This is a genomic window from Streptosporangium fragile (assembly GCF_039534445.1).
Classification (GTDB): Bacteria; Actinomycetota; Actinomycetes; order Streptosporangiales; family Streptosporangiaceae; genus Streptosporangium; species Streptosporangium fragile.
Map to the genome: position 1 here is coordinate 1 of NZ_BAAAVI010000092.1, position 24,574 is coordinate 24,574.

A 24,574-nucleotide genomic window follows, 5' to 3' on the forward strand; every position below is an offset into this window, starting at 1 on the left:
GTCAGCTCGCCCAGCCACTCCGGCAGCTCGGCCAGCCGGTTGCCCTGCAGATCGATCCTGGTCAGGGAGGTGAGGGCCCGCATCGACTCGGGGAGGGCGGTCAGCTTGTTCGAGCTCAGGACGAGGGACTCAAGGGCGGTGAGGTTCCCGATCGACTCCGGCAGCTCGGTCAGCCCGGTGGCCCACAGCCTGAGGGTGGTGAGGGCGGTGAGGTTCCCGATCGACTCCGGCAGTTCGGCCAGTGGAACGGCTCCCATTTCGAGATGCTTCAGAGCGGTCAGCTCGCCCAGCCACGGAGAGATGTCGCCGGGTCGGCTGTAGTTCAGGTCGAGCCGGGTGAGGGCGGTGAGCCGGGCCATCGACGCCGGGAAGCAGTCCGGCCCGGCGTACCACATCCTGAGCTTGGTGAGCCGGGTGAGGTCGCCGATCCACTCGGGCATCCCCTCCAGGTCATAGAGGTTGTTCAGGTTGAGGTCCCTGAGCCCGTCGAGCTTGCCCATCGAGTCGGGAAGGCGGCGCAGCCCGGTCACCGAGATGTCGAGGCCGGTCAGCCCGGTCAGCTCGCCGATCCACTCGGGCAGGGCGGTCAGCGTACGGTTGCCCGCGAGGTCGAGCTCGGACAGCGCGGGTAGGTCAGCCAGGAACCGGGGCAGTTCGGCCAGATAGTTGGATCTCAGGTGCAGCACCCGCAGGCCGGGGATCTCGGTCACTTCCTCGGGCACCCGGACCAGTCCCAGATTCGTCAGATCCAGCGTGTCCGACCCCTCCCGCAGGCACTTGTTGACCCGCCGCCGAACGTTCCGCCGCACATGGTCCACCGCCGCCACCCTGGTTCCCCCCTTGCCCGTCGACAGGACGTGATCGGCGGCCACGGTAGCGACGGGAACTTGTGATCCGTTTGTGGATCACTGGCGCATGCCGGCCCGGACACCGAGTCCGCCTCACCCGCGCTGCCCGGCGTTCGTCGCTCAGCCGCCCAGGCGCCGGACCTTGAGCGTGTTGTCCGTCCGGGTGCCCGGCCGCCCGTCGGGGCTCGTCTGCTCGCGCTCGAACTCCTCACTGAGCAGCACCTCCCACTGCCCGTCGGGGAGGTCGAGAGCCTTCAGGACCTCGTCCGGCGTGGGAAGGTGCACATCGGGGTGATGATCGTGCTCCCAGTGCGGGCGGCCCGCGTGCCCGACGACGAGGAGCACCCCGCCCGGCGCGACGGCCGCGGCGGCGGCCCGCAGGATCATGTCCCGTGGCATGTCGTAGGGGGCGTGCAGGTACTGGGCGGAGACGAGGTCGAAGGCCCCGTCGGGGAAGGACACCGCCAGGTCGTGGCGCTGCCAGTCGATCCGGTCGGCGACGCCCGCCTGTGCCGCCTCGTGGGCCGCGCGGTCGAGGGCGACCTGGGAGATGTCGACGGCGGTGACGTGCCATCCCCGGCGTGCGAGCCAGATCGCGTCGGCTCCCTCACCGCATCCCAGGTCCAGGGCTCTGCCCGGGGTCAGCTCGGACGCCTCCCGTACCAGGGCCACGTTGGGGTTCCCGCTCCAGATCCGGTCGCTCTGGCCGTAACGGGCGTCCCAGAACTCCTCGCCGGACATGTTGTCATCGATACGAGCCTGAGCATTCTCGTGAGATTCCTTCATGCGGGACATGGTCCGCCCTGGCCCGGCCGGTCGACAAACTATGTTGCCGAAATGGCAAACAGTCTCATGGCTGAGAACGGCTTCACGACCGTCCCGGCCGGAGCCTGACCGGTGGGTCACGACAGAATGACCCCATGGAAGCCCGCATCGCCATCGCCCCCTCCGCCGAGGCGGGAGCGGCCTACAACCGCCCCAACTCCCCCGAGACCGACCACCTGCGCGCCAGGGTCGAGGCGGCCGTCGCCGCCGGGGGCGGGGCCGTCGTGCCGCCGGCCGAGGCGAACGGCCTGGTGTGGCTCATCCCCGGCGAGCCGGAGCTGCTGCGGTCGGCGCTGGACGACCACCCGGGGATCGGGTGGGTGCAGTTCCCCTGGGCCGGGGTGGAGAAGTTCGCGGCCACCGACGTCTTCCACCGGCCGGTGACGTTCACCTGCGCCAAGGGGTCGTTCGCCGGGCAGGTCGGCGAGCACGCGCTCATGCTGATGCTGGCCTGCCTGCGCAATCTCGCCCGGCAGGCGCGGACGCCGCGCTGGTGCCCGGTGGATCCGCGGTCGCTGAGCGGGCAGCGGGTGACGATCCTCGGCGGGGGCGGCATCGCCACCGAGCTCGTCCGGATCCTGCAGCCGTTCGGCTGCCGCCTCACCGTGCTCCGCCGCCGGCCCGACAAGGTCGAGGGCGCCGATGAGACACTGCCGTCCTCCGCCCTGCACACCGTGCTTCCCGAGACCGACATCCTGGTGCTGGCCCTCGCCCTGACCGCGGAGACGCGGCACGTCGTCGGCGCCGCCGAACTGGCACTGCTCCCGGCGCACGCCGCCGTCGTCAACGTCGCCCGCGGCGCGCACATCGACACCGACGCGCTCGTCGACGCCCTCCGCTCGGGGACGATCGCCGCGGCCGGCCTGGACGTCACCGACCCCGAACCGCTCCCCGAGGGGCACCCCCTCTGGGACGACCCGAGGGCGCTCATCACCTCGCACTGCGCGGACTCCGCCGAGTACGTCACGCGGATGTTCTGCGAGCGGGTCGAGCGGAACGTGCGCAACCTGCGGTCCGGCCGGTCACTGGAAGGGGTGATCGACCCCGCCACCGGGTACTGACCTCGCCGCCGGATGCCGGCCCGCCGCCGGACACCAGACGCGCCACCGGGTGCCGGACGATCACGCTCCGGTGACGGGCGCGGCGCCGGTCGCGGTGGAGACCAGGTCCTCGTAGACGGCCGGGTCGGTGGTGAAGGCGCCGAGCCCGACGGTCTTGTTGGTGCCGTGGTAGTCGCTGGCACCGGTGACCCGCAGGCCCAGGTCGCGGGCGAGGGAGCGGACGTGCGCCCGGTCGGCCTCCGTGTGGTTCATGTGGTCCGCCTCGATGCCCCACAGGCCCGCCGCCGAGAGGCCGGCGATCGCCGCGTCGGGCAGGATGCGGCCCCGGCTGCTCGCCCGAGGATGAGCCAGCACCGCGGCCCCTCCGGCCTCGTTCACCAGCCGGATCGCGGCGAACGCGTCGATGTCGGCCTTGGCCAGGCGGTAGCGGCGGCCCAGCCATTCGGGGGCGAACGCCTCGTCGACGGTCGCGACCAGGCCGCGCCGGACGAGCGCCCGCGCGAGGTGCGGACGGCCCACCGTGCCGCCGGCCGCGTACGCGCGCACCTCGGGGACCGTGACGTCGATGCCGTCGGCGTTCAGCAGCGCCACCATGCTCTCCGCCCGCTCCTCCCGCGACCGGCGCATCCGGACCAGCTCCGCGACCAGCGGCTCGTGGCCGGGGTCGAAGAGGTAGGCCAGCAGGTGCATCTCGATCGCCGACTCGGCCCCGTACCACCGGCTCGACAGTTCGGCGCCGGGCACCAGCGTCAGCCCCGCCGGGAGCGCCGCCGCCGCGGCCTCCCACCCGGCGGTCGTGTCGTGATCGGTGAGCGCCACCACGTCGAGCCCGGCCGTGACCGCCGCCTCGATGAGCGCCTCGGGGGAATCCGTACCGTCGCTGGCGGTGGAGTGGGCGTGGAGATCGATCCGCATGCCGCCAGCCTGCCAGCAATGCCGGGATCACGGACCCGGTATCGCTGTGGATCCGGACACGGTACGCCCGGCAGGTCCGCCCACGCGCCGGAAGATCCGCCGCGTGTGCCGGGCGGACGGGCTCAGCCGAACAGGGAGTGCCCGTCACCGCGCTCGATGCGGCGGCGGATCACCACGACCAGGTCGACGACGGCGATGAACGCGAGCACGGCCATCACGATCGCCAACCCTGTCAGCCGGGCGGCACCGGCCAGGACGGCGAACGCGCCGCAGACGACCAGCCCGAAGACCGCCAGCGCGATCCGCAGGTTGAGCGCGCTCTCCAGCCGTTCCCCGGTCGGGGAGATCCGCGACCACAACCGGTCACCCGCGGACATGCGGCCGTGCCGGGTACCGGACCGTGCCTGCGCTGTACCCCCGGGCTCGCGCGCCTGCGCCGTGGCCTCGGGCCCGTACGTCCCGGCGGAGCCCTCGGACCCGCGCGTCTGCGCCGGGACCTCGGACCAGCGTGCCTGTGCCGGAACCTCAGGCCCGCGCATGTCGCTCCCGGATCCACCGGACCGGCCAGGGCGGTGCGCCGTATCCGGGCCGGACATCGGTGGAGACTCTCCGTGTGCTCTCTTGTGTCGTTTCATGACAGCCTCCTCTCCAGCTTGATTCCCCTACCCGCACCGGTGCGGATAACCGGCGAACCGACTCCCGTCGCCGGAGGAAGGCCGGAAAGACCGGAAGGACGAAAAGAGCGGGAAAGCGGAAGGTGGCGAGCCGGGAAGGCGGAAGTCGGGAAGGCGGAAGACCGGCGCGGGAGAGCCGGAAGGTGGCGAGCCGGGAAGGCGGAAGGCGGCAGGCCGAAAGTCCCGTACCCGCCGGTCTCCCGAGGGGAAATCCGAGCCGGGCGACGCTGCCCGAACGGCGCTGCCCGAACCTCGTGAGCAGCCGGTCGACCGCGGCGCCGGGCCGGTGGCCGGGTTGCCCATGACACGGTGGCAGGGCGTAGAACGGGTCCATGAGCAGCAGCGCACTCGCCGACCGTCTCGCCCGGATCATGGAGCAGGGCCGGGCGCCCGATCTGCACGCCGTCGTCGCCGCCCGCCACGGCCGGGTAATCCTCGAACACTACGGCGAGGGCGAGGACTTCCGGCTGAACGAGCCGCTCGGCCACGTGCGTTTCACCCCCGACACGCTCCATGACATCCGCTCGGTCACCAAGAGCGTCGTCGGCCTCCTGTACGGCGTCGCCCTGGCGGACGGCCGGGTGCCGGAGCCGCACGAGCCGCTGCTGCCGCGTTTCCCGGAGTATCCGGATTTGGGAGAGGATCCCCGGCGCGCCGCGCTGACGGTCGAGCACGCGCTCACCATGACGCTCGGCCTGGAGTGGAACGAGAACGTCCCCTACACGAGCGCGGCCAACAGTGAGATCGCGATGGAGTTCGCCCCCGACCGGTTCCGTTACATCCTGGGGCAGCCGGTCGTGGACGAGCCCGGTGCCCGCTGGTCCTACTGCGGAGGCGCCTCGGCGCTGGTGGCGCGGCTCATCGAGAAGGGCACCGGGCTGGCGTTGGAGGACTACGCGCGTGCCAGGTTGTTCGAGCCGCTGGGGATCACGCGCTTCGAGTGGTCGACCGGCGCCGACGGGGCGGCGCTGGCCGCCTCCGGGCTGCGGCTGACCCCCCGCGGCCTCCTCGCGATCGGGCGGCTCGTACTCGACGGGGGCGGCGGCATCGTGCCCGCGCCCTGGCTGGCGACGGCGCTGCGCCCGCACGTGCGGATCGACGACGGCTTCTGTTACGGCTACCAGTGGTACGTGGGCGAGACGTGGGTGGGCGGGTTCGGCAACGGCGGCCAGCGGATATACGTGGCGCCCGCGCTGGACCTGGTGGTCGCCATCACCGCGGGGCAGTACAACAGGCCTGACCAGCCGACAGCCTCGGTCGTGCTGGACGAGGTGATCCTGGCGGGGATCGAGCGCTGACGCGTTCCCGTGGCACCGGACACCGTCGTCCCGATCGGCTGGATCGCCGCCGGAGACCCCGACCGGCACGACGAGCGGAGGCACCTTACCTGCGATCCTAGACGCTCCAATCTGCTTCCAAAGGGAACAGATCAAGCTGAGGGCATGACAAACCTATGGCGCCGAGTCGCCGCTGTTTCAGGACTCCTGCTGGTGCTGTCGCTGACGCAGGCGGCGCCCGCCAGCGCTCACCGCAGTTCCGGCGAACTGCTCGTCCGCCTCACCAGCCTGTACGCCGTCAAAATCTCCGAGTCCGGCCACGACGAGCTCTACATCCTCCGCAGCGGCAACGGCCTGGTCTGGCCCAGCCAGTATCCGGGTATCAGCACCGCGCGGAACGACTGCATCGTCTTCGACTCCTCCAGGGCCGACTGCCCGCCCGGCAGCAACGTCCGGTTGGCGGGAGACCAGAACGTCAACTGGGCCAATCTCACGGCCGCCCCGAACGGGCAACTCACCCTCGAGTTGAAGGAGGAGGACCTGGTCGGCGACGACACTCTGGGCACTGTCCGCGTCACCGCCATCGCAGGCAGAAGCTGGAATGTGACCTTGACCAAGTCCGACGACTCCGAGTACCGCCTCGCCTACAGCGTCATCACGAACCCTTGGTCGTGACCGCCCGCTGACCACTTCCCCGCGGCCGCCCGTCATCGACGTCGACGCCGCCGGGCGCGCGCCGTTCCCGCTCAGGGGAGCCAGTACCGAGCGGGAATGGCCGTCTCCCGGTGCTTTCCCGCTCCGTCGGTCTCAACGAACCACGCGTTCCGGTTCACCGGCGCCACGATCCCCGACACGGCGTAACCCTCGGCTTTCTCGTCAGGGGCACCACCATGATGTGCGGCGTGGCCGCGACCGACCGCGACGAGCGCGCCTCCGACCGGACCGCCGCGATGGACTCGCGCCGCTCACCCGACATCACCCGAGATCACCCGAGACCGCGTCCACGCACAACTACTCGTTCTCTCCGCTGGTTTGTACCGCGTTTCCCTTTCCCGCTCTCTCTATTTTCAAATGCGGCGCCGGAAAGGCGCCCATCCGAGAGGAAAGGATCTGATCATGCCTACCGACGTCGATCGAGGAAAGGGACCACACCCGATGCGGGGGAAGAGGTCGGCACGTAAAGCGCTCCACCTGTCCCTGCTGGCCGGCCTGGCGGTCGCCGCGGTCGCGGTCACACCTTCCACCGGTCACGCCGCCACCGGAGCGGAGGTCAAGGTCTACCTGAACACCATCAGCCACATCGCCGGCCCGGGAGAGGCCAACCGCGTCCGCTTCTCCAAGAGCGGCAGCAGGATCATCGTGCAGGACGCGGTGCCCATCAGCCCGGGAGACGGATGCGATCGGGTGACCGACACCCAGGTGAGCTGCACCTCCGAGGGGGTGGGGGCGGTCGTGGCCCTGCTCGGCGACGGGAGCGACTCCATCGCGATCGACATCCCCATGTCGAGTTACGTCGACGGCGGCGCCGGTGGCGACGCCTACTACGGGGGCACGGCCCCGTCCATGAGCCGGGTCTTCTACATCGGCGGAGACAACCACGACTGGGTCAGCTACCAGGCCACCGCACTGCCCGTGAGCGTGACCATGGACTCCCAGAACAACGACGGCCGCATCGGGATGGACCAGGACAACATCCAGCCCAGCGTGGAGACCGCGATCCTGAACCAGGCCGTCACCGCCGAAGGGATGCCGGCCCCGCCCGCACCGGCCGAATAACAAGGGACGTTCCGATGACGAGGCCGCCGTCAGCCGAGAAACAGACCGAACCCATCTCCCCCTGCCGTGGCTCACGATGGACCGTGGCCACGGCAGGGGGAACGCACCGCCGTCCGGGGCCGCCCCGGGCCCGGACGGAGAACGCGTCAAAGACCGGGCGGAGGCGGTCTCCGGCCGCCCGATACGGCGCCCGCGTCCTCAGGGCACCCGCCCTCGGACGGCAGTGGCCGCCCGTCCGCAGAGATCACCGTCCCGTACGATCCCGGAATCCCTCTCTTTCCGTACCGGAAAGCCTGGGCTGCCCGCATGGAAAGCCTGGACGGTTCTTGTCAACCGGGACCGTGGGGAGAGGCGACACGGGTGGCGTGGTGAGGTCAGCCGGTCGCATAGGCCACCGCGACAATGGCCGTGTTGAACGCGCTGTGCACGACGACTCCGGGCCACACCGTGCCGGAGCGCTCCCTGATCCAGCACAGAACCGACTGGTTAATTAGCCAACTGGCTAAGTACGCGGACCGGCGGGGTGATGTCAAGCCAACCGCGGGGAGGCACGGGCACAGTGAGAGGAGGCCCAAGAAAGATCACTCGGGGGTCAGGAGACGCCTTCTTACGGGACGACGACCGTGTGCGACTCGCGGGTCGCGGGCCCGGGAAACGTCGGCCTCGGCGCCGGGCGCCCTGGAAGGCGGGCCGCTGACAACACGGTCACGTCAGGGCCGGCTCTATCAGCACGGCGTGGCTGGAGCCGCAGATCACGAACACTCGTTCACCCTGGGCGCTGAGATGGGAGACGAGGCGGACCAGATACCTGTTACGTTGATCGTTGGAATCCTCGGTCAGTCGCTCGAGATAGCCGGGGAGCTCGGTCTCGTCGGACACGTCCCGCCAGTCTTTGCCGCCGGCGAAATCGCGCTGCCAGATGCGGTCGATGTCGGCGACGTCGTTGATCTCTCCGCGTATCGCCGGATGATCCGCCCGGCCGAGGAACTCCTCCACGAAGGCCTCCGGCGACTCGGGCTTGCCGAACCGCAGGTTGCTGAAGTAGGGCCGCAACACCATGAAGAGCGCCACCCGGCCCTTCCCGTGCACGCGGGCAAGATCGGTGATGTGCTCGTCAAGCGGCTCCTCCCACGTGTACGCCTGCACATCGTCCTTCTTCGCCAGCGCGTACACGTGGCCCGACTCGCCGTAGTGCTCCACCGGGTCCATGAAGCCCGGCGCGAGAAATCCCAGCCTGCCTTCGACCAGGGCAACGGTGGGGCGCAGTTCCCGCCACATCTCGTCGATCTGCCGGAGCTGCCGATCGACGGATGCGGGCTTGTGCTCGGCCCCGAAGACGGTGACGTTGCCACGACGGTAGGTGTAGGGACGGCGGTGCTCCGCGGAGTACTGCGACCGTGGGACGACGCGCGCTTCCGCGGGAGACACCGCCAGCGGCTGCGGGTAGTAGGCCGGCGAGCGCCAGAAGTAGGTGAACGTCAGCAGCGCGAGCACCGAGGCCACCACCAGCAAAGACGCGACCGCCCACAGCAGGACTCTTCGCACGTCAGCTCACGCTGCGGAGCAGCTCGTGGATCTCGGCCGTGTCCGCCTTCACCGCGGCCAGCTCCACGCGCAGCGCGGTTATCTCATCCGCCTGCGCCCGCTGGGCGGCGACGGACTTCGCCGCGAGATCGCGCAACGCGTTGTCCCGGTCGACCGCGGCCCGAGCCTCCCACGCGCGGCGCCACTGCCTGGTCACGTGAACCGCCAGCAGGGTTACCACGACAAGTGTGATCAAAAACGCAAAGGTCCCCTGCCACTGCAGCAGGTCGATGCCCTCGGCCACCGTTCGAGTCACTTCTCCTCCATTGTCCGTACCGCGTCCTGGATCGCTTCCGGGGTGAGCTGATAGGCGAACGGCGCGACATCGAAGAACCGCATCGCCTTGCCATCGGCGGACAGCTCCATCCGGCCGACGACAAGCCCCACCTCTTCCAGCCGACGCAGGTGCATGTGTACCAACGGCCTGCTCAGCTGGAGCTCGCGAGCCAGCTGACTGACGTAGTTGCTGCCACTGGCCAGCGTTGCGATCAACCGCAGCCGCTGCGGGTTCGCCAGCGCTGCCAGCACCCCAACAAGATCGGAGCTCATAGTGCTCTCTTCTAGCTCGTGCTGACATGTGTCAGCAATAATTTACACATGTCAGTGCGATTGCACATCCCCGCGAACCGGATCTCGTCGGAGCCGTCGAGAGTGGGCCGACGAGCAGCGCACCTCCCGCGCCGGCACCGCGGATCAGCTCCTGGCCGAGGTCGCGTCGTTTGGCGGGAACCTGCTCACGGCCGGCCGCCCCGGGAGCGGCACGTCGACCCTGCCGAAACGGCTGGTCGCCGGTACCGCTTCTACTTCGGCATGAGCCTCAAGCGGCGCGACGAGGAGTTCCGGGAGTTCGTCACGCGCACGCTCGCGCCCTCCATGGCCGTGGAGAGTTCGTACGTGTTCGAGGTCTTCCACCCCTTCGCGCGTTCGTCCGGGAGATCACGGGGACGGCACCGGAGGAACTCAACGAGGGGTCGTCTGCGGCGGCTCCTACGACAACCCGTACCGGGCGCTGCAGGTCTCCTCCAAAGGGCTCTCCCGGCGCCGGGGGGGCAGCAACGCGGTCGGGTTCAGATGCGTCGAGGAGCTCGGACGACCATCGAGGAGACGGTCACGGCGAACGGCCGGCGGTTCGGCCACATCGTCGGCCGCATGCCGCTCGGCAGCGGACAGAGGGGTAGCCAGGGCACGTACGTGGTGCGGGACGCAGAGGCCGGGACGCACCACTCCTTCATGTACGCCGACACGCCTCGGTCGCCGCCGGTTTCGCGGTTCTGACCGGGCTGTTGCTGCTGACGCGCTCCGCACGGGTCGCGCTCCGGGCCCTGCGCCGAAGGTTCACACCGTAGGACGTCAGGGATCAGGCCAGGCTGTCGAACTCGCCGCCCTTCACACCGCTTATGAAGATTCGCCACTCGGCATGAGTGAAGACCAGAGCAGGTCCACTGCGATCTTTGCTGTCGCGGACGCCAACACGGCCTCCACGCAACGAGGCGACTTCGACGCAGCTGCCGCCGTTCCCACCGCTCAGGGAACTCTTACGCCAGTCGGCGGTGGACAGTTCCTCAGTGGCCATCCGTATCCCCTTCCTCAGCAGCTAGAAGCCTTCTTTAGCGAGCTTCGCCACCAAAGCAATCGAATCCCGTGGAGCAAGGGCCGAAGCACGCAGATGGTCATATGCCAGCGTATATGTCCGCACCTCCTCGGGCTTCTCCAAATAAAGGCTGCCGGTCATGTACTCCAGGTAGGCGACCTCATCACCCCCTTCGGAGAAGGACAGGATGGCGAAGGATCCAAGCATCGCCACATGCGCTCCAACCGCATACGGCAGGACTTGCAGGGTCACATTGGGTAGAGCCGAGATGCCCACGAGATGATTGAGCTGCTCTTCCATGACGCGTGTACCGCCGACGCGGCGGCGTAGAGCGGCTTCGTTCACGATCGCCCAGAAGTGCATGGGACGCTCGGATCGCGTGATGACGTCCTGACGGGCCATGCGCAGGCTGACGTGCCGCTCTATCTCGGCGGGTGCGTCGGTCACCCTCGCTGCCTGATAGACGGCGCGAGCGTAGTCTTCGGTCTGCAGAAGCCCGTGAACAAGCTCGGGTTCGTAGTTGCGGAGCGACGACGCCTCTGCCTCCAAGCCCACATAGACCTGAAACCACTGTGGGATGACGTCGCTGTAGGCGTGCCACCACCCCCGCTCCCTTGCCTGCTTGGCCAGTTGGAGGAGTGCTTCGTACTTGGCTCCTTCTCGGACTCCGTAGAGCTGGAGCATGGCACGGACGTCATTGACGGATATGCGCAGTGTCCCACCCTCGACCTTGGTCATCCGGGACGTCGACCAGTCCAGGTGATGAGCTACTTCCTCCTGCTTGAGACCGGCCGCGCTACGGAGTTGCCGAAGTTCCTGCAACAAGCGCCGATGGCGGACGGTCGGCGAGAAGTCGGCCACGAGTCTCCTTCCGAGCCACCTTGTTGATCACACATAGTAATGAATCTTTGACTCTTGGTGCGAAAGTGCTTGCAGGTGCAGTTTTGCAGGTGCAAATTAATCACGCACGCTCCGAGAGTAAGCCGTAACAGCGCGTCGCATCGCGTGTTCTGTGGACCTGACCATGAACAGACAGGCAGCAGGCGGCACACGCAACGCCAGGTCGGCTTCCAGCACGAAGGAAAGGTAGGCAAGTGAAGGTTCGCAATCTTCAGGGGTGGGGTGGGCGGTTGGTGGAGCTGGCCTGGGAGTTGAACGATCTCGGGTTCGACTCCGTCGTCCGGCTCCCGCCCGGTGAGCGGCCGAGTGTGGAGATCTTCCTGCCACCGGGCCGGCCCAGGGCCACAACCGCGCAGCGGGGCCGTGCCGCGGTGTTCACCTGGCCCCGGAACCGCGCCCAGCCGGAGCACAGCCGGCAGAGGCGTACCGCGCTGCGGGAAGCGGCGGAGCGGATCCTGGAGGCGGCGCGGTGAGGGCACTGGGCTTACTGGGGCAGGTCGACCTGCCCGCCGAGGTCGCGGCCGTGCCCCGCGCCCGGCGCTACGTCCGCGACCTGCTCAAGGGCCTCGACCACCCGCGCGCCGAGGACGCCCTGCTGCTCGTCAGCGAACTCGTCACCAACGCCGTACGCCACTCCAACTCCGGCCGACGCCCCGACGGGCGGGTGATCGTGGCCGTCGCCCACCACCTTGGAACGCTCCACATCGACGTCATCGACGGCGGCTCCACCGAGCGCCAGCCCAGGCCCCGCACGGACGTGAGCCCCGACAGCGGCGGCGGACGCGGCCTGTGGCTGGTCCAGGAACTGGCCACCGCCTGGGGCTGGTACGAAACCCTGTCCGGACGCGTGGTCTGGTTCCAGTTGGCGGGACGGTAACCCCGTGATCCGGTGGGGCCACCCGCCCCGGCGCCTGAGCCGTGCCCTTCTCTCCCCTCCCCGGGGCTCCGCCTGAGGTGCCGTGCCCGGTGGCTGCACCGCGTGCCTATGATTCGCCGTTGAGCCGCCGGGCGTAGGCGGTGGCGGTTTCCCGGGTGAAGTCACCGCTTATCTGCACTTCCCCGCCGGGGATCGGTTCCTCGACGACCGGGGCGGACACGACCTTGCCGTCGATGACGATCGCGAGCTGGTTGCGGGGGGAGGACTCCCTGGCGAGCCTGCCGGTCAGCTCGCCGAAGGCCGCGGCGTCGGCGGGGTTCAGGGTGACCTGGATCACCCATTGATCCGTGTCGGCCAGGGCACCGGCCTTGGCCTGCACGGCCTGCCCGACCGTCATTCCCTCGTCCAGGCCGTAGCACGCGGTGTTCTCGGTGTCCGGCAGGTCCGTGCCGTCACACGGAGGCGGTCCGGCCTTCAGCACCGGCCGGAGGTGAAGCGCGGCGGGAGGCGTCGCCGGAGGCTTCGGCGGGACGAAGTAGCGCACGGTGACGGTGATCACGGCGAACATGACCACGACGAACACGACCGCCGAAACGGCCGTGATGACGACGATCAGCGCTGTCCTGCGTCCGCGCCGGGGGGATGGTACGTGCGAGGCCATGGTCTCCCTCGTCCGTCCGAAGATGAGTCGAATCCTGCTCTGGATCAACAATGGACGAGCCCGATAGGTTCGTCCACATGCCGGAAGATCCGTCGCATCTGCTGGCAGGCCGGCACCGGCTGCTGGTTCCCCTCGGCGAAGGCGGCATGGGCCGCGTCTGGCGGGCCCGGGACGAACTGCTCCACCAGACCGTCGCGGTCAAGGAGGTCGCGCTGCCCGCCCGGCTGCTCGCCGGGGACCGCCGGGAACGACTCCGGCGCACCCTTCGCGAAGCACGCATGGCGGCCAGGATGCGAGGGCACCCCGGCATCGTCACGATCTACGACGTGGTCGAGGAGGACGACCGGCCGTGGATCGTCATGGAACTGGTCGAGGGGCCGTCCCTGGCCCAGGTGATCAGAGCCGAGCGGCGGCTGCCCGAGACCCGGGTGGCGCGGATCGGGCTGCAGGTGATCGCCGCGCTGACCGCCGCGCACGCGGCCGGTGTCGTGCACCGGGACGTGAAGCCCGCCAACATCCTGATCAAGGACGGTCCTCAGGGTGACCGGGCCGTGCTGACCGACTTCGGCATCTCCGCCGCCGCCCACGACACCACCACTCCCCTGACCGGGACCGGGCAGTTGCTCGGCACACCCGCCTACCTCGCCCCCGAGCAGATCAACGATGAACGCGCCTCGCCGGCCTGTGACCTGTGGGCGGTCGGCGTCACCCTGTACGAGGCGGTGGAGGGCCGCAGGCCGTTCGCCCGCGAGAGCACCGCGGCCGTCATCGCCGCGATCATCAGCCGGCCGCCGGCGCCCGTCGAGTACGCGGACCGGCTCCGCCCCGCGATCGAGGGCCTGCTCAGCAAGGACCCGGCCGAACGGCTGACCGCCGCCCAGGTGACGGCCCTGCTCACCCCGGTGGCCGCCGGGGTATCGCCGGTTCGACGACCGGCGGACGCGCCCGGGGTGGGCGACGCCCCTGACCCGGTGGGCACGGACGCGGCAGACCGTGCCCCGGACGCGGCGCCCTCCGGCAGGGTGGGCACCCCGCAAGGCCCGGAACCGGCAGACGGCGTGCGAAGCCCCGATACGGCAGGCAGCGCGCAAGGTGCGGAGCCGGCAGACGGCGCACAGGGCCCGGATGAGGCAGGCGGCGACGGGCGGACCGGGAACGCCGCTCCCGGCGGGACGGGCCTGGGCTTCCCGGCAGGTCCGCTCCCCGCCGGTCCGGCCGCGCCCGACTCGCCCCCACCCGGTCAGGCCGCACTCGGCGCCTCACGGCGGCCTCGCATGCGGGTGGCCGTGGCGGCGGGAACGGCGCTGGCGGCGGTCGCCACGGCCGCGGCGGTGTTCTGGACGGTCCAGTCCGGTGCTTCCGGACCGACGACCACCCGGACGCCGGGTCCGGGTGGGAACACGGCGGCCGCCTCGGGCTCCGGCCGGGGTTCGACCGCCTCCACCGGTCCGGAAGATGCCTCCGCCACGGGATCGAACGGTGGGGACGGGGCCGCCTCCACCGGCGCGGGCGGGGACACGGCGGCCTCCCCGGCCCAGACCTCGCTGCCGCGGGGCTTCACCCTTCACCGGGATACGCGCGGGTTCTCCGTCGCCATACCCGACGGGTGGACCAAGGAGGAGAAGGGGATTCAGGTGACCTGGACGCGTCGCAGGGGCCTGCCCCTCTTCTCGTCCTCGTGGACCCTGGGATCCATGGTGGATTCCAAGAGGAAGGAGACCCGGGAGCCGGCATACCTCCTCGACCAGATCCGTGACGAGCTCAGGGGACTGGGCACGCCCGACTCCTACCGCGAGCTCTCCCGGCGCCCGGTCCCCTTCACCGGCGGGCGGGCCGCCGAACTGGAGTACACCTTCACCGCCAAGGACGCGCTGGGCTCGTCCGTACATGTGTACTCCCGGTGCGTCGTCCGGGACTCCGGCGGGCTCGGGATTCTCTGGTTCTACGCCCCCGGAGGAGAATGGGCCGAGGCCGGTACGCACGTCGACACGTTCATCAGGACTTTCCGGCTCGACTGAGCGTGCTCTCCCCGCCCGCCTTCGTCATCCTCCCCCTGCCACGTCCTCAGCCGGACGAGCGGGCTTCTTCACACCGTCCGGCCGGGCGGCGGCGCCGTCCGGGCCCGCCGGGTCCGGCGTGTGACCTTCCGGGCCCGGGCCCGGAAGGTCACACGCCGGTCAGGCCAGCAGGACGGAGACGTTGTCGATCTGGATCCAGCCCTCGCTGCCGACTCCCCAGAAGCCCGCGAACACGGTCACGGTGTCGTTGTCGAGCGAGTTGAACGGCTTGTCGATCTGCTGGTAGGCCCCCGCGGGGCTCGGGCCGAAGTGCTCCTCGACGGGGGGCCACATGCCGGGGAGGCGTACGCCGAAGAACGCGGTGTTGATGTTCCCCGACGTGCGGATGAAGCCGCGGAGCAGGTAGTTGGTGTTCCGCCGGACCGGGATCTGCTGGACTATCGCGTTCCACTCGCGGCCGGCGGAGACGATGAACGCGTTGTTGCGGCCGGTGTGCGCGAACCCCAGGTTGATGTCGACGCCCTTGACGTCGGGGCCCTCGGTCCCCCACGGCGCGGAGACCGCGCGGGAGGTCTGGGACTCGAACCCCCCGTCGCGGACGGGAGCCCGGTAAAGCTTGACGACGACGTCCCACGCGCCGGTGTTGTCCCAGGCCTCGGGGTCGTTGATGGCGAGGGTGGCGGTCTCCACGCTGGGCATGAGGCAGCTGGACGGGCGGCTGACCTGTATCGGGGCTCCGCCGAACCAGCCGACGAGGCTGTACTGGTTCGCGAGCGGCGCGGGATACCCGCTGCCCGCGGCCCGGGGGTTGCCCGCCGGGGTGACCAGGTCCCAGGCGTCCGCCGGGGACAGGAGGCTGACGTCGACGATGTCGCTCTGGTCCGGTTCGATCCGCACCACGTCGCCCCGGCCGAGCCTGGGCAGGCCCTGCGCCGGGTAGGTCTGTCCCCGGCCGCCGGAGAGGTGCAGGGTGGTGGACGCGTCCGGCTCGGTGTTCAGCCGGCACCGCTCGCCGGCGCTGAGCGGCGCGGCGGCGGAGGCGGCAGGCGCCGGCAGGGGTCCCAGGGCAGCGGCCACGATCACGGCGAGCAGCGCCAGGCCCCACGGCCTCAGGCGTCCGCGCATCGGTGACCTCCTTCCTTCCTCGGATGGGTCTTCTTCGGGCTGGTCTTCTTCGGGCTGGTCTTCTTCGGGCGGGACGTCCTCGGGTGGGCGGGGGTGGGTCGGGACCGGCAGAGGGCCCGCGTACCTCGTGCCGGTCCCGGCGGATCGGGTCTCACATCACGTGCAAGCGAACCAAGTCCCGCATCACGTGCAGGTGAGGGAGACCACGGCGCGTTCCGAGGTCGCCGTGTTGGGCGCCAGGATCTCGATCTGCATCCAGTAGGTGCCCGACGCCCCCGGACCCCACGGGATGCTGACCGTCTCGCTCTGCGGTCCCGTGCCGCTGAACCGGATCGTGTTCTCGGCGGCGCCGCTGTTGAGGCTGTCCTTCCAGCGCCACCGCACCGTCGCCGGCCCGTCGGTGACGCTGATCCTGCCGGTGAACGTGAAGCTCTGCCCGTTCCCGCAGGGCCCGGTGTAGGAGGTCGGGGAGGCGTGGAGCGTGGCCGACGCCACCGGCTCCGGATCCGGCTCTCCGGGGTCGTCCTCGCCGCAGTCCCGGACGTCGAAACGCGCCCTGGACGAGAGGAACCGTCCCGGGCCGAGGATCTGCAGCCGCTGCCAGCCCCGGGTGTCCTCGTCGAACTCCTGGTAGTCGCGGACGGTCCGGTAAGCGGTACCACGGCCGCGGAAGACGGCGCTCCTGACCGGGCCGCGGGAGCCGTCGTCGGCCACCCACCGGTACCGCACGGTGACGGGCGCGCCGCGGAGCCTGACGGAGATGCGGGCGCTGAAGTGCACCGCGCAACCGTCCTCCTCCGCGCGGACGTTCCGCACCCGCACGTACGGCCTGGCGCTCGCCCCGGCCTCTGCCCGCGTGCTCCGCGCCGACCGCGTGCCCGGCTCTGACCGGGCGTACGATCCCGACGCGCCCGCTTCCGAGCGGGCGTGCGATCCTGACGCGTCCAGTCCCGACCGGGCACCCGGCGCCGCGTGCGCGCCCGGCGCCGACCGGGCGCTCGCCGGTGTCGCGAGGGCGCCGCCGAACAGCGCCACGAGCGTGAGCACCGGCACGAACGCTCGTGCCGGGCCCAGCCTTCGGAGTCGCTTCACATTTCCCTCCCATGGATCTTCGGAAAGGGAGGCGCCTTCACAGGCCGGTGCGGAGGCGCGTCCCTCGACCCTTTCGGAATTCCTGTGCCGGCTCCGAGCGTGCCGTCCGGGGCCGTTGCCGCGCCTCCTGGAAAACCATGAAATTCCACGAACAAAGTCGCTGAAGATCTGCCGGGCGCCGCTGAATGTCATCATGGGATGGTGACCGCGGGCATTCTCCTGGTGGACGACCACGCCGGGTTCCGGCGCATGGCACGGCGCCTGCTGGAGGCCGGTGGGCTTGACGTGGTGGGTGAGGCCGCCGACGGCGGGGAAGCACTTGCCCGCGCCCGAGAATTACGTCCAAAGGTGGTGGTGCTTGACGTTTTACTGCCTGACATAGACGGTTTCGCGGTCGCGGAGAAGCTGGCCGAATTTCCGGACCCTCCGAAAGTCGTATTGATTTCCAGTCATTCGTTGTCCGAGCTGGGAGGGAAGATCGACACGACCAGGGTGCGCGGTTTCCTGGCCAAGGACGAACTCACCGCGCAGCGCCTCGCGGAGCTGGCGGGGCTGCGGACATGACCGGTCTCCCCGGGCAGGCGTCCGGCTCGGACGCACCCGACGCACCGGCTCCTACCGCCCCGGGCGCGCCGGCCCCGGCGGCTCCTCCCGGCATACCGGCTCCTCTCGGCACACCGGCCCCGGTAGCCCCCGGCACACCGGCCCCGGTAGCCCCCGGCGCGCCGGCCCCGGTAGCCCCCGGCGCGCCGGCCCCGGTTCCGCCGGACGCCGTACCGGACGCCGGGCCGGACGTGCGTACGGAGCGGTGGAACGCGGTGATCCTCATCACCGGGCTCGCGTTCGCCGCCGGGGACGCCTGGCTCGCCGCCCGGTGGGGCACCTACGACACCCTGTTCTACGGCAAGGAGCTCCTGCAGCTCGTGGTGTGGTTGGTCGCCGGGTTCCTGGTGGGCCGGGTGCGGCCGCGCACGCCCATGGGCACGTTGATGATGCTCCTCGGGCTGCTGCTCGCCGCGGACGCGCCCGCGGCCTTCGCGCTGGTGACGGATTCGACCCTGCTGCGGCTGCTGGTCGCCGCCGCGCTGCTCCTGACGGCGCTGCAGCTCCCGCTGGGAGCTCACATCTTCCTCGCCTACCCCTCGGGGACCGTACGCGACGCGATGGGCCGGGCCGTCATGCGCGCGGGTTACCTTTTCGGCGGCCTGTCCGCCCTCGTGCTGGTCGTCGTGGGGCCACCGGAGCCGCAGGGCCGGTGCCGGGACGTGTGCGCGCCGATGCGTCTCGTCGACAGCCCCGCCCTGTCCCAGGCCGCGGCGCAGGTCCTCGCGCTCGGGACGGCGGCGCTGGTTCTCGTCGGCGGCACCGTGATCGTCCGGCGGTTCGTCCACGCGGGCCACCGTGAACGGCGGGTTCTGGCCTTCCCCGCCGTCGCCATGGTCGCCACCGCGCTGCTGTGGGCCGTCGTCAACCTGCAGTCGGCCGCGGCCCCGTCGATCAACTCGGAGCAGCTCCACTCCACCCTGTCGCTCGCCCAGTTCGCCGCCCTGGTGGCGGTTCCCGCGGCGTTCTTCCTGGGGCTCCTGCGCGAGCGGCTGGACGAGGCGCGGGTCTCCGACCTCGTCCGGCAGATCGCCGTGATGCCGACCGACCGGCTGGAGCCCGCGCTGGCGGCGGCGCTCGGCGATCCGCACCTGAGGGTGGCCTTCCCCGTCCCCGGCGGATATGTCGACGCCTCCGGCAGGTCGATGCGCCTGCCCGAGGTCGTCGACGCGAGGCGGACGACCCCGGTGGGCGACCCCCTGCGTCCGGTCGCCGTGCTCCTGCATGATCCGAGCCTGCGCACCGAGCCGGCGCTGCTGGAGGCCGTCAGCGCCACCGCGCACCTCGCCCTGGAGAACGCGCGGCTGCAGGCCGCGGTGCGGGCGCAGCTCGCCGAGGTCCGGGCCTCCCGCGCCCGGCTGGTGGCGGCGGGCGACGAGGCGCGGCGCCGGCTGGAGCGCGACCTGCACGACGGGGCCCAGCAGCGGATGCTCTCGGCCGGGCTGGCGTTGAACCTGCTGCGGCAGGACCTCGCCGGGCGGCGGACCGGCCCCGAGACGATGGAACTGCTCGGCGAGGCGGAGGCCGAGCTGCACGCGGCCACCCGCGAGCTTCGGGAGCTCGCCCGGGGCATCCACCCGGCCGTGCTGACCATCCAGGGCCTGCGCGCCGCGCTCGAACAGCTCGTCCTGCGCGCCGCGGCGCCGGTCGCACTGCGGGCGGACGATCTGCCCCGCCTCGGCCAGGCCGTCGAGGCGACGGCCTACTTCGTGGTCAGCGAGGCGCTCACCAACGCCGTCCGGCACGCGCGGGCGGCCCGCGTCGACGTCACCACGGCGCTGGACGCCGGGCGCCTGGTCGTCCGCGTGGCCGACGACGGCGTCGGCGGTGCGAGCCTGACACCCGGTTCCGGGCTCGCCGGGCTCGCCGACCGCGTCGCCGCCGTGGACGGCGTGTTCACCCTGCACAGCCCGCCCGGAGAGGGCACCGTACTCACCGTGGACCTGCCATGCGACTGATCATCGCCGAGGACTCGCTGCTGGCCAGGGAGGGACTCACCCGCCTGCTGGCCGGACTGGGACATCAGGTGGTCGCCGCGGCGACCCGCGCCGAACAGGTGCTCGGTCTCGTCGCGCGCCACTCCCCCGACCTGGTGGTGCTGGACATCCGGCTGCCGCCGACCTTCACCGACGAGGGCCTCCGGCTGGCCACCGCCATCCGCCGCAGGCACCCGCGGGTGGCCGCCCTGATCCTCTCCCACTACCTGGAGAACTCCTACACGGCCGCACTGCTCGGTGAGGGGGCCACCAAGGTGGGTTACCTGCTCAAGGAGCGTCTCCTGGACGCCCGCATGCTGGACGACGTGCTCCACCGCCTGCACGGCGGGGGCACCGCCGTCGACCCCGAGGTCGTCGCCCACCTTCTCGCGCCTCGGGACGCCGGCGACCCCCTCGCGCGGCTCACCAACCGCGAACGCGACGTGCTGACCCTCATGGCGCACGGGCTGTCCGACCGCGGCATCGCCGACCGGCTCGCCCTGTCGGTCACCACTGTCGGGTCCCACGCGCACAGCGTCTTCCGCAAGCTCGACATCCCCGACGAGCCGTCCAGCAACCGGCGGGTCAGCGCCGTCCTGGCCTACCTGACCGGCAACCGCCTCACCCGGTGACCGCCGCGGGTGGCGGCCCCTTCTCGCATGGGGTGGTACGGGTGTCTCAGCCGCCGCCGGTACCGGGCGCGGCGGGGGTGGCGCCGAGGACGCGGGCGGCGCCGAGGTAGGCGGCGAGCAGGCTCTCGGCGACCGCGGTCACGGCCTCGTCCCCGGGCAGGAAGTGCGGGCTGTGCAGGCCCGCGGAGGTGTCGACGCCCACGAACAGCATCAGGGACGGCACGACCGTGGCGAAGTGGGCGAAGTCGTCGGCGCCGCAGGAGCGCAGGGTGGCGGGGGCGTGGTGCACGACGTCGGTGAGGAGGTGGGCGGTCTGCTCGGCGAGGCGGACGTCGTTCACGAGCACCGGCTCGCCGAGGGAGATGTCGACCTCGGCCTCGCAGCCGTGGGCGAGGGCGACGCCGTGCGCGATCTCACGGAGCCGGTCGTGCAACCGGGGGCGCCACTCCTCCGACATCGTGCGGAGCGTGCCGCGGGTGACGGCCACACCCGGGGTGGCGTTGGGGGCGGTGCCCGCGGTGACCGTGCCGAAGGTGACCACGGTGGGCAGCATCGGGTCGGCGTCGCGGCTGACGAGCTGCTGCGCGGCGACGATGGTCTGGGCGAGGGCCAGGACCGGGTCGCGCGACAGGTGCGGGTAGGCCGCGTGCCCGCCCCGGCCCCGTATCGTCAGCGTGAACTCGTCGGAGGAGGCGTTGACCGCGCCGGGGTTGCAGGCGGTCTCGCCCGCGCGGAGCACGGGCTGGACGTGCGCCGCGACCATCGCGCCGACCCGGTGCCGGGCGAGCGCGCCGGACGCGACGACGTCGCGGGCACCGGAGGGGTACGTCTCCTCACGCGGCTGGAGCACCGCGACCATCGGCACCGGTGCCCGTACGCGGTCGACGGCCCTGGCCAGGGCGACCAGCGCGGCGAGGTGGACGTCGTGGCCGCAGGCGTGCATGGCGCCGTTGCAGGAGGCCCAGGGGACGTCCGTCTCCTCCACGATCGGCAGGGCGTCCAGCTCGCCGCGCACCCCGACGGCCGGTCCGTCGCCGCCGACCCGCAGGAGCGCTCCGGTCTCGGCGACCCGCTCCAGGGCGTCGCCCTGGGGCAGCGCGTCGAGCACGGTCTTGAGCGTCGGCTCCTCCCTGCCGGACACGCATGGTTCGGCGTGCAGCTCCCGCCGCAGGTCGCAGGCGGCGGGCAGCTCGGCGTGGAGGGCGGCGCGGAGGCGTTCGTGCAGGGTGGCCATCTCGTACGGGGTGGTCATACGGTTTCTCCGGGTTGGGGGACATTCGAGCCGTTTATCCGGCTTCCCCGGACGGTGCGGTTCACGCGAGCGTTCCGGGGTATCAGGGATCACCGAGCCGGGTGGGCGCCGGTGATCACGCGGGTTCTCCGAGGCCGGCACCAGGCCGGGCAGCGCCGGCGATCACGCGGATTCTCCGAGGCCGTAGACGCGGCGGGCGTTCTCCGCGCCGACCATGGCGGCGACCCGCGCCGCCTGCTTCTCGCTCCACTCGCCGTCCGCGACGAAGCCCGCCAGGACGCGGGTCATCGCGCGACGCCACAGCAGGGCGCCGAGGTGGTGCAGTTCCGCGGGGCCCCAGGCGTCCGAGGAGAAAAGGATCTTGGCGAACGGTGCCAGCTCCAGGCTCTCGGCCACGACGGCCACGCTGCGCGCGCCGGTGTAGTTCACGCCCAGTCCGACGTCGAAGTAGACGTTGGGGTAGACCTGGGCGAGGAAGCCCGCGTTGCGATGGAACGGGTAGCAGTGCAGCAGGAGCAGGGGGACGCCGCTGGGCTCGGCCAGTTCGATGAGGCCGCGCAGGAGCAGCGGGTCGGAGCGGTGGAGGTCGACGTCCGGGTCGCCGTACCCGATGTGGAACTGGAGCGGCAGGCCGCGGTCGATGCCCGTCCAGATGAGGTGGCGCAACAGCACCGGGTCGTCGACGCGGACCGTCCCGGTCCGTTCGGCCTCCCGCAGCCAGCGGCCGGCCGCCTGCGTCACCTCGGCCGGGGCGGGCCGGGCGGGGTCGAGGTCGAGCCCGTGGCGGTAAGCGACGATGGTCTTCAGGCCGCGTGCCGCCCGGCTGCGCTCCCAGAGGGCGGCCTCGAAGCGGGCGGCGAACCCGGCGGCGTCGGTTCCCTCGGTGACGACCCGCTCGGCGACCGCCTCCAGCCGGACGACCTCGTCGGCGGGGCGGCCGGCGACGGCGGCCATCCGCGCCGGGTCGAGGATCTCGTCCCCCCGGTAGCCGGTCTCCACCAGGAAGTGGCCGATCCCGGAGGCGGCGAGCAGTCGCCTGTTCACCTCCTCGGCCCCGAGCTCGGTGCGGCGGGCGAGGTAGGTCTCCGGGTCCGGGTGCGGGTCGAGGCCGAGCACGGGTGCGCAGTGGCGCAGGATGGCGAAACCGACCTGCGAGTCGAACTGGGTCATCCACCCGGGCACCGGCCGGTTGGACTCGGTGATCAGCTCCTCGAACTCCGTACGCGAGAGGTCGTGGGCGGTGGCGCCGTGGACGTGGTGGTCGACGAGGGGGATCTCCCCGATCGCGTACGGGGACTCAGTGGACATCGGCGATCCTCCGGCAGCGCACCGCGTCGCTCATGCCGTCCAGCGCGGCGAGTTCGGCCCGTTTGACGGCCAGGTAGGTGGTGAGCAGGTCCGGGGCGAAGAAGCCCCGCACAACCTCGTCGTCCTCCAGCGCCTTCAGCGCCTCCTCCTGCGTCTTGGGCAGGGGCGGCACGGCCGCCAGCTCGGCCTCGGTGGCCGACTCCGGCCAAACGGTGGGCTCGGGGTAGCCGCGGCGGATCCCCTCCAGGCCCGCGCGGAGCAGGACGCCGAGCGCGAGCCAGGGGTTGGCCGTCGCGTCGGCGGCCCGGTATTCGAGGTTGAACTGGGCCCCGGCGTCCGGGCCGGTCCCGGGACAGATGCGGAGCATGGCCTCGCGGTTGCGCTCGGCGAGGAAGACTCCGCCCGCGCTCCAGCGGTGCGGGGTCAGGCGCAGGAACGACACCGGGCTCGCCGCCGTCACCGCGGCCAGCGCGGGGGCGTGCCGCAGGATGCCGGCGGAGAACCGCGCGCCCAGCTCCGAGAGCCCGCCCGGCCGGTCCGGGTCGTACAGGGCGGGGCGCCCGGCGGCGTCGCGGAACGACAGGTGGATGTGCACGCCGCTGCCGGAACCGGACGGGTCGGGCAACGGCGCGAACCCGGCCCGGAGCCCGCGGCGCCGGGCGAGGTCGCGGACGAGCTCGCGCAGCAGCACCGCGCGGTCGGCGGCGGTGCGCGCCTCGGCCGGGCTGAGCGTGATCTCGTGCTGGGCGTCGCCGTACTCCGGGAGCCACGTCTCGGGGGCGAGACCGGCGTCCTGGAGAAGGGTCACCAGGTCGGAGCCGAACGGTTCGGCGGTCCGGTACCGCGCGAAACTGAACGGCGGCGTCGACGGCAGGCCCGCCAGGGTGAACTCGTGCTCGAACGAGGCGACCGCGGTGACGCCGAGCTCCGCCTGGAGTTCGGCGACGGCCGCGGCGAGGAACGTGCGGGGGCAGCACTCCCAGGGCGTGCCGTCGGGCAGGGTCTGGTCGGCCAGGTAGATCCGGGTCCCCGGGACGTCCTCGTCGGCGGGGACGTCGACACGGGTGGCCGGGTCGGGCATCAGCCGCAGGTCCCCGGCGGAGCCGAACACGTTCTCCGCGATCGGCCCGAAGCAGGTGATGGCCAGGTCGGCGGGGACCCAGCCGGTCCCCGAGCGCAGCACCGCCTCCTCCCGGGACGCGGGTACGGCGCGGCCGCGGAGCTGTGCCGCCAGGTCGCAGGTCGCGACGAAGACGGTGGGTGCTGCGGTCATGGCGGGCTACTCCTGAGATTCGAGGTGGTGCGGGGACACGGGTGACGGTCCGGATGGTACGGGGCCGGAGAGGCGGGCGACCACCGGGACGCGGAGGCATGGAGTAGGGCGTGCCCCGGGGGCGGAGAAGTCATTCGCACGGCGGCGGCCGGGCCGGCGCCGTCCCCGATCCGCTCCGCGGCGGGGACGTCCGCGGGCGGTGCCGGCCGGGCCGGCGTCGCGCCCGGCACCCCGGACCGGCACCCCGGACCGGACCCACCTCCCGGTGCGCGGTCAGGGCGCCCCGGCCGGGCGCGGGTACCGCCG

General features: G+C 71.4%; 26 protein-coding genes. 11 read left to right on the plus strand and 15 right to left on the minus strand.

Annotated features, from left to right (window positions below; translation table 11 throughout):
* Together ABD841_RS36360 and ABD841_RS36365 are read right to left on the minus strand one after the other, a co-directional pair.
* On the minus strand, nt 1-872 hold an 872-nt coding region (locus tag ABD841_RS36360), incomplete at its 3' end, for a leucine-rich repeat domain-containing protein (RefSeq protein WP_344981218.1).
* A 96-nt stretch (nt 873-968) separates the two neighbouring features.
* On the minus strand, nt 969-1,634 hold the full coding sequence (locus ABD841_RS36365; protein ID WP_344981220.1) for a class I SAM-dependent methyltransferase: 666 nt from the start codon (nt 1,632-1,634) through the stop codon (nt 969-971).
* 134 nt (nt 1,635-1,768) lie between these two features.
* Here ABD841_RS36365 and ABD841_RS36370 point away from each other — a divergent pair, with 134 nt between their 5' ends.
* Nucleotides 1,769-2,734: a D-isomer specific 2-hydroxyacid dehydrogenase family protein gene (locus tag ABD841_RS36370; RefSeq protein WP_344981222.1), complete on the plus strand. Its 966-nt coding sequence runs from the start codon at nt 1,769-1,771 to the stop codon at nt 2,732-2,734.
* 60 nt (nt 2,735-2,794) lie between these two features.
* Here ABD841_RS36370 and ABD841_RS36375 read toward each other — a convergent pair whose 3' ends face one another.
* Together ABD841_RS36375 and ABD841_RS36380 are read right to left on the minus strand one after the other, a co-directional pair.
* Nucleotides 2,795-3,649 carry a PHP domain-containing protein gene (locus ABD841_RS36375; RefSeq protein WP_344981223.1) on the minus strand — a complete coding sequence of 285 codons (855 nt, stop codon included), beginning with the start codon at nt 3,647-3,649 and terminating at the stop codon, nt 2,795-2,797.
* A gap of 122 nt (nt 3,650-3,771) precedes the next feature.
* On the minus strand, nt 3,772-4,026 hold the full coding sequence (locus tag ABD841_RS36380) for a DUF6343 family protein (protein ID WP_344981225.1): 255 nt from the start codon (nt 4,024-4,026) through the stop codon (nt 3,772-3,774).
* Between the two features lie 629 nt (nt 4,027-4,655).
* On the opposite strand from ABD841_RS36380, the gene ABD841_RS36385 reads away from it, so the two are divergent.
* From ABD841_RS36385 to ABD841_RS36395, 3 genes are all read left to right on the plus strand, one after another.
* Nucleotides 4,656-5,621: a serine hydrolase domain-containing protein gene (locus tag ABD841_RS36385; protein WP_344981227.1), complete on the plus strand. Its 966-nt coding sequence runs from the start codon at nt 4,656-4,658 to the stop codon at nt 5,619-5,621.
* A gap of 144 nt (nt 5,622-5,765) precedes the next feature.
* The gene (locus tag ABD841_RS36390) at nt 5,766-6,275 is read left to right on the plus strand and encodes a hypothetical protein (protein WP_344981229.1); all 510 of its coding nucleotides are present in this window, start codon (nt 5,766-5,768) and stop codon (nt 6,273-6,275) included.
* Nucleotides 6,276-6,716: 441 nt separating this feature from the next.
* Nucleotides 6,717-7,376 carry a hypothetical protein gene (locus ABD841_RS36395; RefSeq protein ID WP_344981231.1) on the plus strand — a complete coding sequence of 220 codons (660 nt, stop codon included), beginning with the start codon at nt 6,717-6,719 and terminating at the stop codon, nt 7,374-7,376.
* 705 nt (nt 7,377-8,081) lie between these two features.
* Here ABD841_RS36395 and ABD841_RS36400 read toward each other — a convergent pair.
* From ABD841_RS36400 to ABD841_RS36410, 3 genes are read right to left on the minus strand one after another with little or no spacing between them, the layout of a single operon-like run.
* Nucleotides 8,082-8,921 carry a hypothetical protein gene (locus tag ABD841_RS36400; protein ID WP_344981233.1) on the minus strand — a complete coding sequence of 280 codons (840 nt, stop codon included), beginning with the start codon at nt 8,919-8,921 and terminating at the stop codon, nt 8,082-8,084.
* A 1-nt stretch (nt 8,922) separates the two neighbouring features.
* Nucleotides 8,923-9,216, minus strand: coding sequence for a hypothetical protein (locus ABD841_RS36405; protein ID WP_344981235.1), 294 nt, complete (start codon nt 9,214-9,216; stop codon nt 8,923-8,925).
* A complete protein-coding gene (locus tag ABD841_RS36410) occupies nt 9,213-9,509 on the minus strand; it encodes an ArsR/SmtB family transcription factor (RefSeq protein WP_344981237.1) in 297 nt (98 codons plus the stop codon). The genes ABD841_RS36405 and ABD841_RS36410 overlap by 4 nt, the downstream gene beginning before the upstream one ends.
* Nucleotides 9,510-9,770: 261 nt before the next feature.
* On the opposite strand from ABD841_RS36410, the gene ABD841_RS36415 reads away from it, so the two are divergent.
* Complete coding sequence (locus ABD841_RS36415; protein ID WP_344981239.1) at nt 9,771-10,235, plus strand: hypothetical protein; 465 nt, start codon at nt 9,771-9,773, stop codon at nt 10,233-10,235.
* A gap of 82 nt (nt 10,236-10,317) precedes the next feature.
* Here the strand turns inward: ABD841_RS36415 and ABD841_RS36420 are convergent, their stop codons facing one another.
* Both ABD841_RS36420 and ABD841_RS36425 read right to left on the minus strand, forming a co-directional pair.
* Nucleotides 10,318-10,533 carry a DUF397 domain-containing protein gene (locus ABD841_RS36420; protein WP_344981241.1) on the minus strand — a complete coding sequence of 72 codons (216 nt, stop codon included), beginning with the start codon at nt 10,531-10,533 and terminating at the stop codon, nt 10,318-10,320.
* A gap of 21 nt (nt 10,534-10,554) precedes the next feature.
* Nucleotides 10,555-11,412, minus strand: a complete 858-nt coding sequence (locus ABD841_RS36425; protein WP_344981243.1) for a helix-turn-helix domain-containing protein — start codon at nt 11,410-11,412, stop codon at nt 10,555-10,557.
* Nucleotides 11,413-11,645: 233 nt separating this feature from the next.
* Here ABD841_RS36425 and ABD841_RS36430 point away from each other — a divergent pair, with 233 nt between their 5' ends.
* Together ABD841_RS36430 and ABD841_RS36435 are read left to right on the plus strand one after the other, a co-directional pair.
* Nucleotides 11,646-11,924 (plus strand): hypothetical protein, encoded by a 279-nt coding sequence (locus tag ABD841_RS36430; RefSeq protein ID WP_344981245.1) that lies wholly within the window; start codon nt 11,646-11,648, stop codon nt 11,922-11,924.
* Nucleotides 11,921-12,328 carry an ATP-binding protein gene (locus tag ABD841_RS36435; RefSeq protein WP_344981247.1) on the plus strand — a complete coding sequence of 136 codons (408 nt, stop codon included), beginning with the start codon at nt 11,921-11,923 and terminating at the stop codon, nt 12,326-12,328. The genes ABD841_RS36430 and ABD841_RS36435 overlap by 4 nt, the downstream gene beginning before the upstream one ends.
* A gap of 106 nt (nt 12,329-12,434) precedes the next feature.
* Here ABD841_RS36435 and ABD841_RS36440 read toward each other — a convergent pair whose 3' ends face one another.
* Nucleotides 12,435-12,989, minus strand: a complete 555-nt coding sequence (locus ABD841_RS36440) for a SecDF P1 head subdomain-containing protein (RefSeq protein ID WP_344981249.1) — start codon at nt 12,987-12,989, stop codon at nt 12,435-12,437.
* 50 nt (nt 12,990-13,039) lie between these two features.
* Here ABD841_RS36440 and ABD841_RS36445 point away from each other — a divergent pair, with 50 nt between their 5' ends.
* Nucleotides 13,040-15,007 (plus strand): serine/threonine-protein kinase, encoded by a 1,968-nt coding sequence (locus ABD841_RS36445; RefSeq protein ID WP_344981251.1) that lies wholly within the window; start codon nt 13,040-13,042, stop codon nt 15,005-15,007.
* A 159-nt stretch (nt 15,008-15,166) separates the two neighbouring features.
* Here the strand turns inward: ABD841_RS36445 and ABD841_RS36450 are convergent, their stop codons facing one another.
* Together ABD841_RS36450 and ABD841_RS36455 are read right to left on the minus strand one after the other, a co-directional pair.
* A complete protein-coding gene (locus ABD841_RS36450; RefSeq protein WP_344981253.1) occupies nt 15,167-16,132 on the minus strand; it encodes a hypothetical protein in 966 nt (321 codons plus the stop codon).
* 183 nt (nt 16,133-16,315) lie between these two features.
* Nucleotides 16,316-17,224, minus strand: coding sequence for a hypothetical protein (locus ABD841_RS36455; RefSeq protein WP_344981255.1), 909 nt, complete (start codon nt 17,222-17,224; stop codon nt 16,316-16,318).
* 198 nt (nt 17,225-17,422) lie between these two features.
* Between ABD841_RS36455 and ABD841_RS36460 the strand changes: the two genes are divergently transcribed.
* The 3 genes from ABD841_RS36460 (at nt 17,423) to ABD841_RS36470 (ending at nt 20,435) form a co-directional block, all read left to right on the plus strand.
* Complete coding sequence (locus ABD841_RS36460) at nt 17,423-17,788, plus strand: response regulator (protein ID WP_344981257.1); 366 nt, start codon at nt 17,423-17,425, stop codon at nt 17,786-17,788.
* A 254-nt stretch (nt 17,789-18,042) separates the two neighbouring features.
* Complete coding sequence (locus ABD841_RS36465; protein WP_344981259.1) at nt 18,043-19,785, plus strand: ATP-binding protein; 1,743 nt, start codon at nt 18,043-18,045, stop codon at nt 19,783-19,785.
* Nucleotides 19,776-20,435, plus strand: coding sequence for a response regulator transcription factor (locus ABD841_RS36470; RefSeq protein WP_344981261.1), 660 nt, complete (start codon nt 19,776-19,778; stop codon nt 20,433-20,435). The genes ABD841_RS36465 and ABD841_RS36470 overlap by 10 nt, the downstream gene beginning before the upstream one ends.
* A 46-nt stretch (nt 20,436-20,481) precedes the next feature.
* Here the strand turns inward: ABD841_RS36470 and ABD841_RS36475 are convergent, their stop codons facing one another.
* From ABD841_RS36475 to ABD841_RS36485, 3 genes are all read right to left on the minus strand, one after another.
* Nucleotides 20,482-21,687, minus strand: a complete 1,206-nt coding sequence (locus ABD841_RS36475; RefSeq protein ID WP_344981263.1) for a M20 metallopeptidase family protein — start codon at nt 21,685-21,687, stop codon at nt 20,482-20,484.
* Nucleotides 21,688-21,849: 162 nt separating this feature from the next.
* Entirely contained in the window at nt 21,850-22,995 is a 1,146-nt protein-coding gene (locus ABD841_RS36480; RefSeq protein ID WP_344981265.1) for an amidohydrolase family protein, read from the minus strand.
* Nucleotides 22,985-24,268 (minus strand): glutamine synthetase family protein, encoded by a 1,284-nt coding sequence (locus ABD841_RS36485; RefSeq protein ID WP_344981267.1) that lies wholly within the window; start codon nt 24,266-24,268, stop codon nt 22,985-22,987. Before ABD841_RS36485 ends, ABD841_RS36480 begins: the two co-directional genes overlap by 11 nt.
* Nucleotides 24,269-24,574: the final 306 nt, after the last annotated feature.

Excerpts from the sequence above, each read along its gene's own strand:
- ABD841_RS36450 (WP_344981253.1), bottom strand. The coding sequence starts at position 16,132 with ATGCGCGGACGCCTGAGGCCGTGGGGCCTGGCGCTGCTCGCCGTGATC.
- ABD841_RS36365 (WP_344981220.1), bottom strand. The coding sequence starts at position 1,634 with ATGAAGGAATCTCACGAGAATGCTCAGGCTCGTATCGATGACAACATG.
- ABD841_RS36445 (WP_344981251.1), top strand. The coding sequence starts at position 13,040 with ATGGACGAGCCCGATAGGTTCGTCCACATGCCGGAAGATCCGTCGCAT.
- ABD841_RS36375 (WP_344981223.1), bottom strand. The coding sequence starts at position 3,649 with ATGCGGATCGATCTCCACGCCCACTCCACCGCCAGCGACGGTACGGAT.
- ABD841_RS36390 (WP_344981229.1), top strand. The coding sequence starts at position 5,766 with ATGACAAACCTATGGCGCCGAGTCGCCGCTGTTTCAGGACTCCTGCTG.
- ABD841_RS36480 (WP_344981265.1), bottom strand. The coding sequence starts at position 22,995 with ATGTCCACTGAGTCCCCGTACGCGATCGGGGAGATCCCCCTCGTCGAC.
- ABD841_RS36395 (WP_344981231.1), top strand. The coding sequence starts at position 6,717 with ATGCCTACCGACGTCGATCGAGGAAAGGGACCACACCCGATGCGGGGG.
- ABD841_RS36485 (WP_344981267.1), bottom strand. The coding sequence starts at position 24,268 with ATGACCGCAGCACCCACCGTCTTCGTCGCGACCTGCGACCTGGCGGCA.
- ABD841_RS36385 (WP_344981227.1), top strand. The coding sequence starts at position 4,656 with ATGAGCAGCAGCGCACTCGCCGACCGTCTCGCCCGGATCATGGAGCAG.
- ABD841_RS36415 (WP_344981239.1), top strand. The coding sequence starts at position 9,771 with ATGAGCCTCAAGCGGCGCGACGAGGAGTTCCGGGAGTTCGTCACGCGC.
- ABD841_RS36420 (WP_344981241.1), bottom strand. The coding sequence starts at position 10,533 with ATGGCCACTGAGGAACTGTCCACCGCCGACTGGCGTAAGAGTTCCCTG.
- ABD841_RS36460 (WP_344981257.1), top strand. The coding sequence starts at position 17,423 with ATGGTGACCGCGGGCATTCTCCTGGTGGACGACCACGCCGGGTTCCGG.
- ABD841_RS36475 (WP_344981263.1), bottom strand. The coding sequence starts at position 21,687 with ATGACCACCCCGTACGAGATGGCCACCCTGCACGAACGCCTCCGCGCC.
- ABD841_RS36440 (WP_344981249.1), bottom strand. The coding sequence starts at position 12,989 with ATGGCCTCGCACGTACCATCCCCCCGGCGCGGACGCAGGACAGCGCTG.
- ABD841_RS36380 (WP_344981225.1), bottom strand. The coding sequence starts at position 4,026 with ATGTCCGCGGGTGACCGGTTGTGGTCGCGGATCTCCCCGACCGGGGAA.
- ABD841_RS36370 (WP_344981222.1), top strand. The coding sequence starts at position 1,769 with ATGGAAGCCCGCATCGCCATCGCCCCCTCCGCCGAGGCGGGAGCGGCC.
- ABD841_RS36410 (WP_344981237.1), bottom strand. The coding sequence starts at position 9,509 with ATGAGCTCCGATCTTGTTGGGGTGCTGGCAGCGCTGGCGAACCCGCAG.
- ABD841_RS36470 (WP_344981261.1), top strand. The coding sequence starts at position 19,776 with ATGCGACTGATCATCGCCGAGGACTCGCTGCTGGCCAGGGAGGGACTC.